Source organism: Methanocorpusculum sp. GPch4, from assembly GCF_012062385.1.
In the GTDB taxonomy this organism is placed as follows: domain Archaea; phylum Halobacteriota; class Methanomicrobia; order Methanomicrobiales; family Methanocorpusculaceae; genus Methanocorpusculum; species Methanocorpusculum parvum.
Genome location: NZ_SIJA01000028.1, coordinates 85319 through 99310 on the forward strand (window position 1 = coordinate 85319; position 13992 = coordinate 99310).

Sequence of the window (13992 nt, forward strand, 5' to 3'; positions counted from 1 at the left end):
CACGATTAATCAATATGAATTTACTGTTTGCAAATTTTTCCAAAAAAGACCGAACGTACGAAAAACAGATGCGGAGTGGGGGTGAATAATTATTTGCAGGGTTGTACAGCCGATATTCCCAATATCTCCTTTGCTCCGCCGAAAATATCTCTTGCCATAAGCGCGAGACCTTCGGATGCTGCCCATTCGTCATACACTATGACCGGCTTTTGGAGTAAAGCGGAGATCTCCTCTGCCAATTCAGGAGCAAGACTTCCAGCCAGGGCAATCGGAGCCTCGCGGGCAAGAAGAAGAAGTGAGGCGCATTCCATTGCAGCCCACATTGCGATAGCCGGCTTTTGATACTTCGCCTCAAGATGGTAGGAGGCACCCGCCGTAGTAAACGCCTCGTTGGCCGTACACGTTCCCTCATCGATTCGTCTGATCGCATCCACATCCAGGGCCCCATGCTGGGTTCCCGGCGCGAAGACGCATGCATCGAATGCTCCTGCGATCTTTCCGTTGATGACAAGAAGTGAAACGGTGTTCGAACTGATGTCGGATACGATAAAAGTGTCATGAAGCGTCTGTTTTGCAAGATAGGCGATCCCGAGTTTTTCCGGGCTTGTCTGATGGGAATACACTTTGAATCTGGGATCCGTATCAGACCCCCGGTGAATTCCCGGGATGACTACTGCGGGAATTCCTGATTCTTTTATGACATCGAATACCCGCGTCCCGCCGCCGATATGTTCACCGGCTCCGTCACGGGTGATGACCCCGCGGTTTTTCAACTGAGCAATCGGTGTTATTTTCGAAAAATTATCGCCCATAGAGTAGCATACGGCAAACCCATCTATCTCTTCAACGGGACAGAGTTTTTCGAGAGATGACAGTTCAAATTTTTTTGCCGCTTCTCTGGATATTTTGAGATGCCTGCCGTTTTCTGTTGCGAACCGAAGAGACGTTGTCCCATGGTCGACTCCGATATACATACTGGTATTGTATAGCTCGAATATGAGATAAGTTCTATCCTTTATAACGTCAATAGAATAAGCAAATGGGCGATTCCCACTATGATACGCTCGGCGTAGCCGAAAATGCTGCGCCGGAGATGATAAAAAAAGCCTATGTTTCTCTCGTAAAAGAGTTCCACCCGGATCATGCGGGTTCAAACGAGGACAAACAGCAGGAGTACAACGAGCGGCTGCTCAAAATAATGGCGGCCTATGAGATCCTCAGCAATCCGGAATCCAAAGCGGCGTACGATCAGGAGCGTGCCGGCATACCTGCGGCCCCTTCACCCCGCGGTAAAAAAATGTCAGGGATGCCCACAAAAAGCGGCGACATTGAAACGGAGTATCCTGTGTCCATGACGATTGCCGCGTATGGAAAAGGCAAGATCCCGATGAAGGTCGCCGGAGAAAAAGTCGTTATCAAAGTATACCCCGGAGTCAGGAGATACCGGATCGAGAACAAAGGCGTACCTGTCGAAGGAAAACCGCGCGGAGATCTGTATGTTAATCTCAAAGTGATACCGGAAGAAAACTGGGAGATCGATGACGCTGCAAACGATCTGATATGCCGTCTGCAGATCCCGCCAAAAACCGCAGAACAGGGAGGGACGATTCCCCTCACTCTTCTCTTCAAGAAAACCATCAAAATCACTGTGCCTGCCGGTGTAAAAACAGGAGACCGTTTCGCCCCGCCGGAGGGAAAAGGTCTCGGAGTTCAGTCTCCGAAGAAAAAAGGCAACATCATCATCGAGGTTGAGGTTGCAAAGAAAAAAGGGCTCTTTGGGCTTTTTGGATAAAACATGACAGAAAAAAACGGAAATCTTACAGCGGCTGACTTTCATCACGAATTATACCGCAGATTTGATGCGGCAGCCGCCCGCGGAGAAGCACAACTCGAAGTCACGGCAGGAGAACTGCATAAAACACTCAAAGCTTCAAACAGGCTCTCGATGTGCAGCAACGCCCTGTACGATATGCAAAACATCGGCGATGCGATCCTCTCCGTCCCATCAGGCGGCGTCGGATCATCGCTTCTGATTCGGTATTCTCTGCCGAGAGAACGAGGCATCGATCTGGAAAAAAGCATCTATGAACGCTCAGCTGTCCTATCCGGTTATGAAATGCGGATGAAACGGTTTGCCGAAATCGCCGCGGTCCATCCGGTGTTCCGCGATCTTGAACCGATCTCCCGCCAGAAAAAATCCGAGACTGCGACCAGAAAACTCTGCGATATCACGGCCCAGGCTGCAGAACTTATCTGCAAACACCAGAAGATCCGTGCAGACAACACAAAGTTCGGGACACTCTGCGGTGCGATCGGCCGATCGGGCATTCTGAGTGATGATGCGTTATATGCTCTTGATTTTGTCAGGATCATTGGCAATTCCAATGCCCGCAAGATCCCTGATGAACATCTGCTGGTGCCGGCCGTATTTTCCTATGCCTCACATGCATTTCTGATCTTTGCAGAAGAGGTCGTAGAGAAGCGGCTGATCTGGAAAAAAGAAAAAGCTGAATAAAATATTATGTGCCGTGATTCCACGAGCACATGTACTCTTTTTGACTGCCGGACAACGAATCGATCGTTGCGCCGACTGCGGCAAGTTTCAGACGGGCAATATATTCATCGATCTCCGAGGGGATATCGTGGACTCCGGGCGACATGTTTTTCCCATTCTTTGCTATGTATTCAACCCCAAGCGCCTGGACAGCAAAGCTCAGATCCATGACTTCGACCGGGTGCCCCATGCCTTTCGGCGTAGCAAGATTGACCAGTCTTCCTTCCGCAAGCAGATGGATCTTTTTGTCTCCGACAACGTAGGTGTCGATCCCGTCACGGTGTTCGACTGATGATGCATGTTCCTCAAGCCAGGGAATGGATATCTCATTATTGAAATGACCTGCGTTTGCCAGGATCGCTCCGGATTTTAACAGAGGGAAGTGACGGTCGGTGATGATGTCGCAGTTTCCTGTCGTCGTGATGAACAGATCGCCAAGTTTTGCGGCCTCATCCATGCACATCACATCAAACCCGTCAAAGTGTGCCTGAAGGGCGCGGCGCGGGTCGACCTCTGTTACGATGACCCGTGCTCCAAGAGCGCGTGCTTTGGTGGCGACGCCTCTCCCGCAGTATCCGTATCCGGCAACGACCACGTGTTTTCCGGCAATCAGGACATTTGTTGTAAGCATAATGGAGGCGAGAGCACTTTCGCCGGTCCCGTGAACATTGTCAAAATAATGTTTCATCGGCGTGTCGTTTACCGACAATACGGGGAACTCAAGCTTTCCTTCAGCCTGCATCGCCTTCAGCCGGTGGATTCCTGTCGTCGTCTCCTCACATGCTCCAATGATCTGCGGGAGAGCATCCCTTCTGTCGAGATGGACCCGGTTGATCAGATCCATGCCGTCATCAATGGTCAGAGTAGGTTTTGCATCAAGTACTTTATCGATCGCTGCGTAATACTCCTCGGTATTACAGCCTCTTTTTGCATAACAGGCGATGCCGCCTTCTGAAAGCGCTTCTGCCACATCATCCTGGGTGGAAAGCGGATTGCATCCGGTGATATACACCTCAGCTCCCCCTGCCTGCAGTGTTCGAACAAGACATGCGGTCTTCGCTTCAACATGCAGAGCCATCCCTATTCTCTGCCCTTTGAGAGGTTTTTCCTCTTCAAAGCGCTTTTTGATCGCCGATAATACCGGCATATACTGTGAAGCCCACTGTATTTTCAGTTCGCCTGAATGTGTCATGCCATAACAATTAGCTTTCCGGAGTATTATTCGTTGCTTGCGGGATTAGGTACCTTCGGAAAATATACTATTCATAAGAGAGCACATTACTAACCAGATGTATTCTGCAGGACTGATTTTTGAAGGGGGCGGGATGCGCGGAGCATATACGGCCGGGGTCATCGATGCATTGATCGAAAACAAACTGGAATTTTCCTCCTGCTACGGGGTCTCTTCCGGGGCATGTCATGCTGCCAGTTATCTCTCCAAACAGCATGGCAGGGCATACAGGACGATGACCGAGCATATGGGGGACAAACGGTACTTCAGCTACTGGAATTTATTAACCAAAGGGGATCTTTTAGGTCCTGAAATGGTCTTCCATATAATCCCGGAACAACTTGACCCCTTTGATTATGATGAATATAATAAATATCCCGGCAAGTTTTACTCTGTTGCGACAAACTGTGAGACGGGCGAGGCTGAATATTTCCATCCGAAAATCATGGAAGAGGATGTAGAGATGATCCATGCATCAAGTGCTCTCCCGATCCTTGCCAAAAAAGTGAAAATCGGTGAGAACTATTATTTTGATGGAGGAATATCCGATTCTATCCCTATCAAACGTTCAATTGCCGATGGAAATACAAAGAATGTTCTTGTTTTGACGCAGGATGCGGATTATCAGAAGAAATATGACAAGTCGGTGCCCATTTTGAACATCTTCTACCCGAAGTATCCGAAGATGGTTGAGATGGTTGCTACCCGCCATATCAGATATAACGAGGCTCTGGAACTTGTTGCCGAAGAAGAAGCTGCCGGAAGAGCATTTGTCATCCGTCCAAAAAACCCGGTCGGTGTTTCCCGAATTAAGTTCAACAAGGAAAAAATTGCCCAACTCTATCACGACGGATATCATGATACGATAGATAAAATGGATGATCTGATCGCATTTCTGGAGAAGTAACCGTTTATGCGGATGTATTCTGCCGGACTGATCTTTGAAGGCGGGGGTATGCGCGGAGTATATACAGCCGGAGTCATCGATGCATTTCTGGACAATGATCTGGCGTTTTCCAGTTGTTACGGCGTATCCGCCGGGGCATGCAATGCTGCATCCTTCATCGCCAGACAGCGCGGGCGGGCATACCGGGTAACGACTGAGTATATCGGAGATAAACGATACTGCAGTATCCAAAATCTTCTGAAGACCGGGAATTTGTTCGGCCCCGATATGCTTTATCATATCATTCCCGAAGAGCTCGATCCGTATGATTATGAGGCTTTTACCCGATATACTGGTAAATTATCTGTCGTTGCCACGAACTGTGAAACAGGGAAAGCTGAATATTTCCATCTGAAAAATATGCGTGAAGAGGTGGACATGCTTCAGGCCTCAAGTTCACTCCCGCTCCTTGCAGAAATCGTCAGGATCGATGGGAAAGGATACCTTGACGGCGGCGTATCTGATTCTATCCCTCTTCAGCGTTCCATTGCAGACGGAAATTTCAAAAACGTCATCGTTCTGACTCAGGACGCTTCCTATAGGAAGGAGCCGATGAAGATCATACCGATTCTGAATCTTGTTTACAGAAAATATCCGAACTTCGTTCAGCAGCTTGCCACCCGCCATCTCCGGTATAATCAGACCCTGGATCTTCTTGCAAAGGAGGAGTCTGCAGACCGGGCGTTTGTGCTCCGTCCGAAAAAACCGGTGAAGATCGGAAGGATCGAGACAAACAAAGCGAAACTTGCCGCCCTCTATGATGACGGATACCGTGAAACGATGGAAAGAATGAATGACCTGATCGCGTTTCTGGAAAAGTGATCCATTCTCTTTTTTTCAAACAGACTTTTCTCCAAAAAACGCCAACAGTATTCTATGGGACTTACCCGGCGAATCATCCCCTGTCTTGATCTGAAAGCTGGACGGGTGGTAAAGGGCGTAAATTTTGAAGGACTCCGCGATGCAGGCGATCCTGTCGAGCTTGCCGCACGATATAATGAGCAGGGAGCCGATGAAGTCGTATTTCTGGATATAGCTGCCTCCAGGGATAATCGTGACACCATGGTCGATGTGATAGGGCGCGCAGCCGACCAGCTTTTTCTCCCGTTAACGGTCGGCGGAGGCATACGCACGGTCAAAGATATCCAGGAGATCCTGCGTGCCGGTGCCGACAAGGTGAGTCTGAACACCTCTGCAGTAAAAACGCCGGAAGTAATCACGGAAGGTTCCCGGTTATTTGGAAATCAGTGTATTGTACTTGCCGAAGATGTCAGGAGAAATTATGAGATGCGTGAGGGGGTGACCCCTATCCGTCTTGCAGACGGGAGGGAATGCTGGTATGAAGTCGTTATCTACGGCGGGAGTAAGAGGACCGGGATCGATGCCGTTTCCTGGGCGCAGGACGCGGTGAAAAGAGGAGCGGGAGAGATACTGCTCACTTCCATGGAAACTGACGGCGTGAAGACCGGTTTCGATCTGGAGATCACTTCAGCCGTCTCGGAAAATGTCGATGTCCCGGTGATCGCATCCGGCGGGGTAGGAACTCTGGAGCATTTTTATGACGGGTTTGTCAAAGGAAAAGCCGATGCCTGCCTTGCGGCGAGCGTGTTTCATTACGGCGAGCTGACGATCCAGTCCGTAAAGGAGTATCTTGCATCACGGGGCGTTTTGGTCCGGCTGTAATGAGCTGGCAGACTGATTATCAGACGCGGGGTGCGAGGTGGGGAGGAGCTTCCTATCTTCTCCCGGAGATGCCTGCCGACGCTCTCATTCTTGAGACTGGGTGCGGGAATGGAAAGACACTTCGTTCACTTAGGCAAGGCGCGATCGGGATCGACATTTCCCCGGCAGCAGTGAGACTTGCCGGACCCTCGGCGATTGTCGGAGACATTCGCTCTCTTCCGTTCAAAGATTCGGTATTCGACATCATATTCTGCTGGCATGTTCTGGGGCATCTTTCATCTCTGGATCGCAATACCGCGGCCAGGGAGATGCTTCGGATCCTGAAGCCTGAGGGTGTTTTATATTTCAAAGATTTTTCCAGAAACGATTTTCGCTATGGAAAAGGAACTGAAGTGGAATCGTCTTCATTTTTGCGGGGTGACGGAATCATCACGCATTACTTTGAGCCTGAAGAACTCACAGATCTTTTCGGTCCGTCGGCTATCTCGACCGCATCCTGGGTCCTTCGGATAAAGGGCGTGGACAACCATAGAGAAGAGATCCTCTTATCTCATAAAAAAACCAATACTGAATAATTATGCCGGATCTTGTTCCTTCACTCACCTTTACGGACGGGCTCATTCCAGTAATTGTCCAGGATGCAAAAACACTTCAGGTCCTGATGTTTGCATTTGCCAATCAGGAAGCGGTATCCCTGACGCTTTCAACAGGGTATGCCCACTACTTCAGCCGTTCACGCGGTAAGATCTGGAAAAAAGGCGAGGAGTCAGGCCACCTCCAGAAGATCGTCCGGGTTTGTGTTGACTGTGATGAGGATTGTCTGTTATATCAGGTCGAGCAGACCGGGTGTGCCTGTCATGAAGGATATGTCAGCTGTTTTTTCCGGACGATCGACGGCGAGGTCATCCTTCCAAGATTTAAGGACCCGGCAGATATCTACTCCCGGTGAATCATTTACTGCGCCTTTTGGAACACTATACTAATATCCTATTGAAACCCCATAAATATTGGTTGAATATTTTATGATACTCGTACCTGATACCAGCGTCGTTATCGACGGCCGCGTTACCGCCCTGATCGAGAAAGGGGAATACCGTGACGCAACGATAATAATACCTGAAGCAGTCTTTGCCGAACTCGAGGCACAGGCGAATCAGGGCAGAGAAATAGGTTTTTCCGGCCTCGCCGAGCTGCAGAAACTTTGCGTTCTTGCCAAACAGGGCAGGATCACCCTACAATATGTCGGTGAACGACCCCGACTCGAGCAGGTGAAATTGGCAGGAGGGGGTGAGATCGACTCAATGATCCGGGCAGTTGCCATCGAACATGGAGCCACGTTCCTTACAAGCGACTATGTGCAGGCAGAAGTTGCCCGCGCAAAAGGACTTGACGTCATTTATCTGAAGTCTGAAACGACCGACAATTTTGCTCCGCTCCAGATCGATGAATTCTTTGATGAAAACACCTTTGCCGTCTATCTCAAGGAGCGTGTGGCTCCCTGCGCCCGGAAAGGAACGATCAAAGAATCCCGGCTTGTGCAGATCAGGGAGGCGCCCGCTACTGAGTATGAGCTTCGTGCTATCGCTCAGGAATGCCTTGAACGCGCAAAACGTCACCCTGACGGATTTGTCGAAGTTGAGATGCCGGGAGTTACGGTTTCCCAGATCGGTTCTATGCGGATCACCACCACGCGTCCGCCGTTCTCAGACGGGATCGAGGTTACAGTCGTCAGGCCGACGCGTGAGGTCTCCTTCGAATCATACAACTTTGCAGCTGCCTTAAAAGACCGGTTAAAGGAGGGGGCAGGAGGGATGCTCATCGTCGGCACCCCGGGTTCAGGGAAATCCACGCTTGAGCAGAACATAGCGATCTATCTTGGAAGTCAGAACTTCATCGTCAAGACGATCGAGTCCCCGCGTGATCTGATGGTCCCGGACAATATCACTCAGTATACAGCTCTTGACGGCAGTATCGCAGCGACCGGCGAAGTGCTGACCCTGCTGCGTCCCGATTACGTCATCTTTGATGAAATGCGGAGAAGTGAGGAGCTTTCGGTCTTTGCAGACCTCCGTCTGTCCGGCATCAAAGTGATCGGCGGACTCCACGCGAAGTCGGCTCTTGATGCAATGATCCGCCTTGCAAGCCTCGTCGACCTTAATCTGATCCCGCAGATCGTCGCCACGATGGTTTTTGTGAAAACCGGCGACATCTCAGAAATATATAACGTGTCATCAGGATTCGGCGTGCCAAAAGCGCTTGAGCAGATCGGTGATCCGCAGATCCGGCCCATTGTCAGACTGACCAACATCATTACTCAGGAAACTGCCGCCGAAGCCTTCAGATATGAAGGCGAGGTCATGGTCACGCCGGCAGCAGGACTTCCCAAAGCAACGCCGGTCGTTGTTCCAAAATCAGCTCCAGCCCCGGTCTCTGCGCCGGCTCCGGCACCAAAAGCTCCAGCTCCGGCGCCGGTCACATCTGAACCGACGGCTCAGGAAGAGCGCTCCGCTCCTCCGGTCCACAGCATGCCAACCTACGAAGTCACCGATGACAATCCTGCATGGGTCGTTTTGGAAAAAGAGATCCAGAATGAGATCCGCCGGTTCACCGAAGGAGATATCGTTGTCCGCATGATCACCGACACCAAAGCCGCCGTCTATATCGAGGATGCGGATGTACCTGCCGCCATTGGAAAAGCAGGGAAAAACATCGCGGCGGTCGTCAGCAAAGTCGGCGTTGGAATCGATGTCCGCCCACTAAGCGACCTTCCGGGACGGGAGGTCCTCATCAATGATGTCCCGGCGCCCGTTAGCGGATCAGCCGGATTTAAGATCAAGAGCGAGAAAAAACAGCTGTCCATCATATGTCCGGATTATGCAGGTAAAATCGTAGACCTTTTCTCAGGAAAAGAGTACCTGTTTACCGCAACTGTTGATGATTACGGTGAAATCCATCTCGCACGAAACTCAAGTATCGCTATGGAAATGATACGGCGCTACGGTGCCGATGAGGAACTGAAGATCCGTCCCGTCGATTAACACAATAGGTGAAAACAACAATGGCAAATACCCTGGCAATGACCGAAATTGAACCGGAGATCCGCAACGAGTGGATACCGGCATTCGAATCAAATCCTGATGAAACGAAAGACAAGCTGTACGTAAACGTGGCATTCCCCTATCCGAGCGGCGCAATGCATGTGGGTCACGGGAGGACATACATCATCCCCGACGTGGTTGCCCGCTTCTGGAGAATGCAGGGAAAACAGGTGCTTTTCCCGATGGCGTTCCATGTTACCGGGGCTCCGGTTCTCGGCATCGCAAAACGCATCGCGAATAAAGATCAAAAAACGCTCAAGCTCTACGGCGAACTCTACCGGGTCCCAAAGGAAACTCTTGCGAACTTCACCGACCCGATCACGATCGTGAATTACTTCGCTGATGAATATGAACGGGTGATGAAACAGCTCGGCCTTTCCATCGACTGGAGACGCCGGTTCACGACCATCATCCCCCAATACAGCAAATTCATCGAATGGCAGTACACGCATATCTACGGGCAGGGAAAAGTGCAGAAGGGAGAGTATCCGGTCAGATACTGTCCTGCATGTGATCAGCCTGTCGGTGATCATGATCTTCTTGAGGGCGAATCCGCTGAGATCATGCACTTTGTGTTTGTGATGTATCAGTTCGGCGAGTTCCAGATCCCGTGCGCCACCCTTCGTCCGGAGACCATCTTCGGCGTAACAAATCTCTGGGCAAATCCGGAAACCACGTATGTAAAAGCTGAAGTCGACGGTCAGAAATGGATCATCAGCACGGAAGCAGCGGAAAAACTCCGGATGCAGAAACACATCGTTGTAGAACTCTCGACGCTTCAGGGAACCGAACTCATCGACAAGACCGCAAAGAATCCCTATACCGGTGCCGATGTTCCGATCCTTCCCGCTTCCTTCGTAGACCCGGACATGGGATCCGGTCTTGTAATGAGCGTTCCGGCCCACGCGCCGTTCGATTATATCGCTCTTCGTGATCTTCAGGAAAAAGGAAAGTATACAGATATCAAAGCGATCCCTCTGGTCACCGTTCCAAACTTTGGAACGGTCCCGGCACAGGACATCGTCGAAAAGAACAAGATCCCCAACCAGGATGATCCGCGGATGGACGATCTCACGCAGGAGCTTTACACCGCCGAGTTCTCGAAAGGAAAACTCAACGATAACTGCGGTATCCATGCAGGAAAATCCGTTCGTCAGGCGCGTGAAGATGTGACCCGCGAGTTTACTGAAGAGCGCGGTTCGATCATTTTCCATGAGATGAGTCAAAAACGCGTGATCTGCCGCTGCGGCGGGCGCGTGTATGTCAAGATCCTGGATGATCAGTGGTTCCTGAACTACGGCGATCAGACCTGGAAAGCTCAGGTCCACGAACAGCTGCCGAAGGTTGAACTTGTTCCGGCCGAAGTTCGCGCCGAGTTCGAGCGGACGATCGACTGGCTCAAAGAGTGGCCGTGTTCCCGCCGTGTCGGTCTCGGGACGCATGTTCCGTGGGATCCGAAGTGGCTGTTTGAACCCCTCTCGGACTCGACCGTCTATATGGCGTATTACACCATCGCCCATAAGATTTCGACAATACCGTCCGAAAAACTGACGCCGGCCGTCTTTGATTTCATCTTCCTTGGAATAGGCGATCCGACAACCATGCCGGTCGATCAGTCTACGCTGCATGAACTCCGTTCCGAGTTCCTGTACTGGTATCCGTATGATTACCGGTTCAGTGCAAAGGATCTGATCTCCAATCACCTGACCTTCCAGCTCTTCCATCACAAGGCGATCTTCCCTGACAACCTCCAGCCAAAAGGCATGGTCGTTTTCGGGATGGGCCTTTTAAACGGGATGAAGATGTCCTCCTCAAAAGGAAACGTCTTCCTCTTGGAGGATGCGGCAAACGAGTTCGGAGCAGATACGGTTCGTATGTTCCTTGTCGGCTCTGCCGAACCCTGGCAGGACTTTGACTGGAGAAATGAACTTGTTCTCTCGGTCAAGAAACAGATCGAACGGATGTGGCAGATCATTCTGGATTCCTCCGATGCATCCGGGACCACGCCGATCGATGCATGGCTCGTATCCCGTATGCAGCAGAGGATCGCAGCGGCTACCAAATGTCTGTGCGCCTTCCAGACCAGACAGGCCCTCCAGGAAGCCTATAACGGCGTTGTTTCGGATCTGGCATGGTACCGCAGACGGCTGCCGGAGGGTTCATCGGGCGGCGCAGTCCAGAAGGAGATCATGTCCGCATGGATCCGTCTGATGGCCCCGGTCATCCCGTACACTGCCGAGAAACTCTGGAGAGAGACCGGTCATCCAGGTCTTGTCTCATTTGCAGAATGGCCGGTCGCTGATGAGTCAAAGATCAACAAATCCGTGGAGATCTCCGAGTCACTTATTCAAAGAACGCTGGAAGACATCCAGTCGATCTTAAAACTTGTGCAGATCGAGGCGGTCAAAGTTACCCTCTTCATCGCTCCGCAGTGGAAGCGTCATCTCTTCTCCATCGTCGCCGGTGCCGAAGACAAGAGAAATGTGATAAAAACCGTCATGGCTGACGAGTCACTCCGTGCAAAAGGAAAAGAGGCAACTGAAGCTTCTCTCCAGACAGTAAAGCTGATCCACTCCCTGTCCCCGGAACTGGTTTCTGCTATTGCAGACGGTGTTGATGAGACCGCTATCTTCCAGGCAGCTTCCGCATTCATCGAAAAGGAATGCAGACTCGCAGTTGAGATCGTTTCAGCAGAGGGAAGCGCCCACCCGAAAGCAAAATCGGCGTTGCCGTTCAAACCGGCACTTGTTATTGATTGAGTATTCACTCAAATATTTCTTTTTTTAAAAAATATGGGTAAGGAGCCGGGCTCCTGAAAAGAGATGGATTATAGGTTCTTACTCTTCCTTCTCAGCCGCTTTCTTTGCCCGTTTGACCCGTTCCTTTGTGGTGAAACAGGTGACGAAATCAAGATACAGCCTGAATTTCTTATTTGTATCCAGAATGATAGGATCTGCCTGTTCATCCGGCATTGAAAGAACTGCAGCATCCGTTTCTGTATCGACCATTAATGTCTTGTTCTTCTCGCCCGCCCAGACCTCAAGACGTGACATGCTTCCGTAGGAGATCGTATAATGCCCGTCTTTTACTATCGGTTTGACGCCGAAAATATCCGAGAATCCGGCTTTGATCCTTTCTTCGAGGGTGCTTGTGTTTCCTCGCTTGACTTCATACTCCTGCATACCATATAGTATGGTCGGCCATTCTAAAATTAGTTGCTTTCCAGTACGGTTTTGTTTTGGATCATCTGCGGACAACCGATATCTGATCTTCGGCTCTATCCGAAGTATTATCCCTCTAAAAAGAGACTAAATTGTATGGAAAAAAGTTCACAAGCCAGTGACGGCGGCACAAGATGTGCGGTTAACGCCTTTCAGGCAGGTGATGCCCCGCTCGTCCGTGTATCGGCGGAGATCCCCTCGTCCAAAGAGACCGTCCTCGTCGCAGGATTTCCCGGATCCGGTCTTGTCGGGAGCATAGCAGTTCAATATCTTGTGGAATCCTTAGCCTTCACCCATATAGGCAATATTGTCAGCCCTCTCCTTCCAGCCGGTTCCCTTGCGACATCGGGACTTGCCCAGGCTCCTTTTCGTCTCTATGAAAAAGGGAATATGCTTGTTGTCCTCTCAGACGTGCCGATATCGGATGAAGGGTCCTGTGTGATACCCGCCAAACTGCTTGAGTGGCTTTGCGCCCGTACAGTTGTTACCGAGATCATTCTCGTCGGCGGCGTGGTCACGGGAGGCGACGGTGAACGCGTGTTTGGTGTTGCAACAACGACGGACGGTGTTGAAAAAATCAAATCACACTGTCTGATCCTTCCTGCTCTCAATATCACCGGGATCACCGGCGGGTTTTTGACGGAAGCCTGTATGCGAAAGATACCGGCCACAGGTTTTCTTGTTGAAACGAACTTTGATGTCGATCCCCGCGCCTCGGCGGCAGGTCTTTCCGTGATCAGCGGGATTTACGGACTTGGACTAGACACCGCGCCGCTTATTGCACAAGCCGACTCAATCGAACCCATGCTTCAGAAGCTGGCTGAGGACGTGAAAAAAAGTGATGTGCCGCCAACTTCATATGATGAAGATGTAATGTACGGATAATCCGAATTCTCTTCATCTTTTCTCTCATGGCTGAATTTTGAGAATGAAAGGAGGAGGTTCTCACCCCGGCATCTAAGGAAGAGTTTATCTTGATGAAAAACGAATAGGTTAAGGCGTTACAAACGTGGGCTTGTGGCTTAGCCAGGATATAGCGTCGGGCTTCTAACCCGAATGTCGGGGGTTCGAATCCCTCCAGGCCCGTATAACGCTTTTTTTGGAGATTTTGACCAACATCTTTATATCATTATAAAACTATTTATTTTTGTAAGACAGTTTACGGAGGTGAACTGCCAAAAAACGTGAAAAAGCTGCAAGGGTTGTGCTCAACTTCATAGAATATGTGAAGTGAAAGGATGTTGTTCGAATAAATCTGT

13 protein-coding genes and 1 tRNA gene are annotated in these 13992 nt (G+C 50.5%); 11 read left to right on the forward strand and 3 right to left on the reverse strand.

The features are described 5' to 3' along the window. Positions 1-89 precede the first annotated feature (89 nt). Entirely contained in the window at positions 90-974 is an 885-nt protein-coding gene (locus EYA77_RS02430; RefSeq protein ID WP_167815764.1) for a methanogenesis marker 12 protein, read from the reverse strand. 65 nt (positions 975-1039) lie between these two features. Here EYA77_RS02430 and EYA77_RS02435 point away from each other — a divergent pair, with 65 nt between their 5' ends. Beyond that, on the forward strand, positions 1040-1792 hold the full coding sequence (locus EYA77_RS02435) for a DnaJ C-terminal domain-containing protein (RefSeq protein ID WP_167815765.1): 753 nt from the start codon (positions 1040-1042) through the stop codon (positions 1790-1792). Between the two features lie 3 nt (positions 1793-1795). Then, positions 1796-2515, forward strand: coding sequence for a hypothetical protein (locus EYA77_RS02440; protein WP_167815766.1), 720 nt, complete (start codon positions 1796-1798; stop codon positions 2513-2515). Positions 2516-2519: 4 nt separating this feature from the next. Here the strand turns inward: EYA77_RS02440 and EYA77_RS02445 are convergent, their stop codons facing one another. Further along, positions 2520-3746 carry an adenosylhomocysteinase gene (locus EYA77_RS02445; RefSeq protein WP_042699138.1) on the reverse strand — a complete coding sequence of 409 codons (1227 nt, stop codon included), beginning with the start codon at positions 3744-3746 and terminating at the stop codon, positions 2520-2522. A gap of 97 nt (positions 3747-3843) precedes the next feature. Between EYA77_RS02445 and EYA77_RS02450 the strand changes: the two genes are divergently transcribed. The 7 genes from EYA77_RS02450 to leuS all read left to right on the forward strand — a co-directional run bounded on the left by EYA77_RS02450 (position 3844) and on the right by leuS (position 12271). Next, positions 3844-4692, forward strand: coding sequence for a patatin family protein (locus EYA77_RS02450; RefSeq protein WP_042699140.1), 849 nt, complete (start codon positions 3844-3846; stop codon positions 4690-4692). A gap of 6 nt (positions 4693-4698) precedes the next feature. After that, on the forward strand, positions 4699-5553 hold the full coding sequence (locus tag EYA77_RS02455; RefSeq protein ID WP_245241119.1) for a patatin family protein: 855 nt from the start codon (positions 4699-4701) through the stop codon (positions 5551-5553). Positions 5554-5607: 54 nt separating this feature from the next. Continuing rightward, on the forward strand, positions 5608-6414 hold the full coding sequence (gene hisF / locus EYA77_RS02460) for an imidazole glycerol phosphate synthase subunit HisF (RefSeq protein WP_042699143.1): 807 nt from the start codon (positions 5608-5610) through the stop codon (positions 6412-6414). Continuing rightward, entirely contained in the window at positions 6414-6989 is a 576-nt protein-coding gene (locus EYA77_RS02465; protein WP_167815767.1) for a class I SAM-dependent methyltransferase, read from the forward strand. Before hisF ends, EYA77_RS02465 begins: the two co-directional genes overlap by 1 nt. 2 nt (positions 6990-6991) lie before the next feature. Continuing rightward, positions 6992-7363, forward strand: coding sequence for a phosphoribosyl-AMP cyclohydrolase (gene hisI, locus EYA77_RS02470; RefSeq protein ID WP_042699149.1), 372 nt, complete (start codon positions 6992-6994; stop codon positions 7361-7363). Between the two features lie 73 nt (positions 7364-7436). Further along, on the forward strand, positions 7437-9452 hold the full coding sequence (locus EYA77_RS02475) for a PINc/VapC family ATPase (protein WP_095641761.1): 2016 nt from the start codon (positions 7437-7439) through the stop codon (positions 9450-9452). A 38-nt stretch (positions 9453-9490) separates the two neighbouring features. Next, complete coding sequence (gene leuS / locus EYA77_RS02480) at positions 9491-12271, forward strand: leucine--tRNA ligase (protein ID WP_245241121.1); 2781 nt, start codon at positions 9491-9493, stop codon at positions 12269-12271. 78 nt (positions 12272-12349) lie between these two features. Here leuS and EYA77_RS02485 read toward each other — a convergent pair whose 3' ends face one another. Further along, positions 12350-12694 (reverse strand): DUF5611 family protein, encoded by a 345-nt coding sequence (locus EYA77_RS02485; protein ID WP_042699155.1) that lies wholly within the window; start codon positions 12692-12694, stop codon positions 12350-12352. A gap of 135 nt (positions 12695-12829) precedes the next feature. Between EYA77_RS02485 and EYA77_RS02490 the strand changes: the two genes are divergently transcribed. Continuing rightward, entirely contained in the window at positions 12830-13618 is a 789-nt protein-coding gene (locus tag EYA77_RS02490; RefSeq protein WP_167815769.1) for a proteasome assembly chaperone family protein, read from the forward strand. A gap of 126 nt (positions 13619-13744) precedes the next feature. Next, positions 13745-13819 (forward strand) — tRNA-Arg (locus EYA77_RS02495). Positions 13820-13992: the final 173 nt, after the last annotated feature.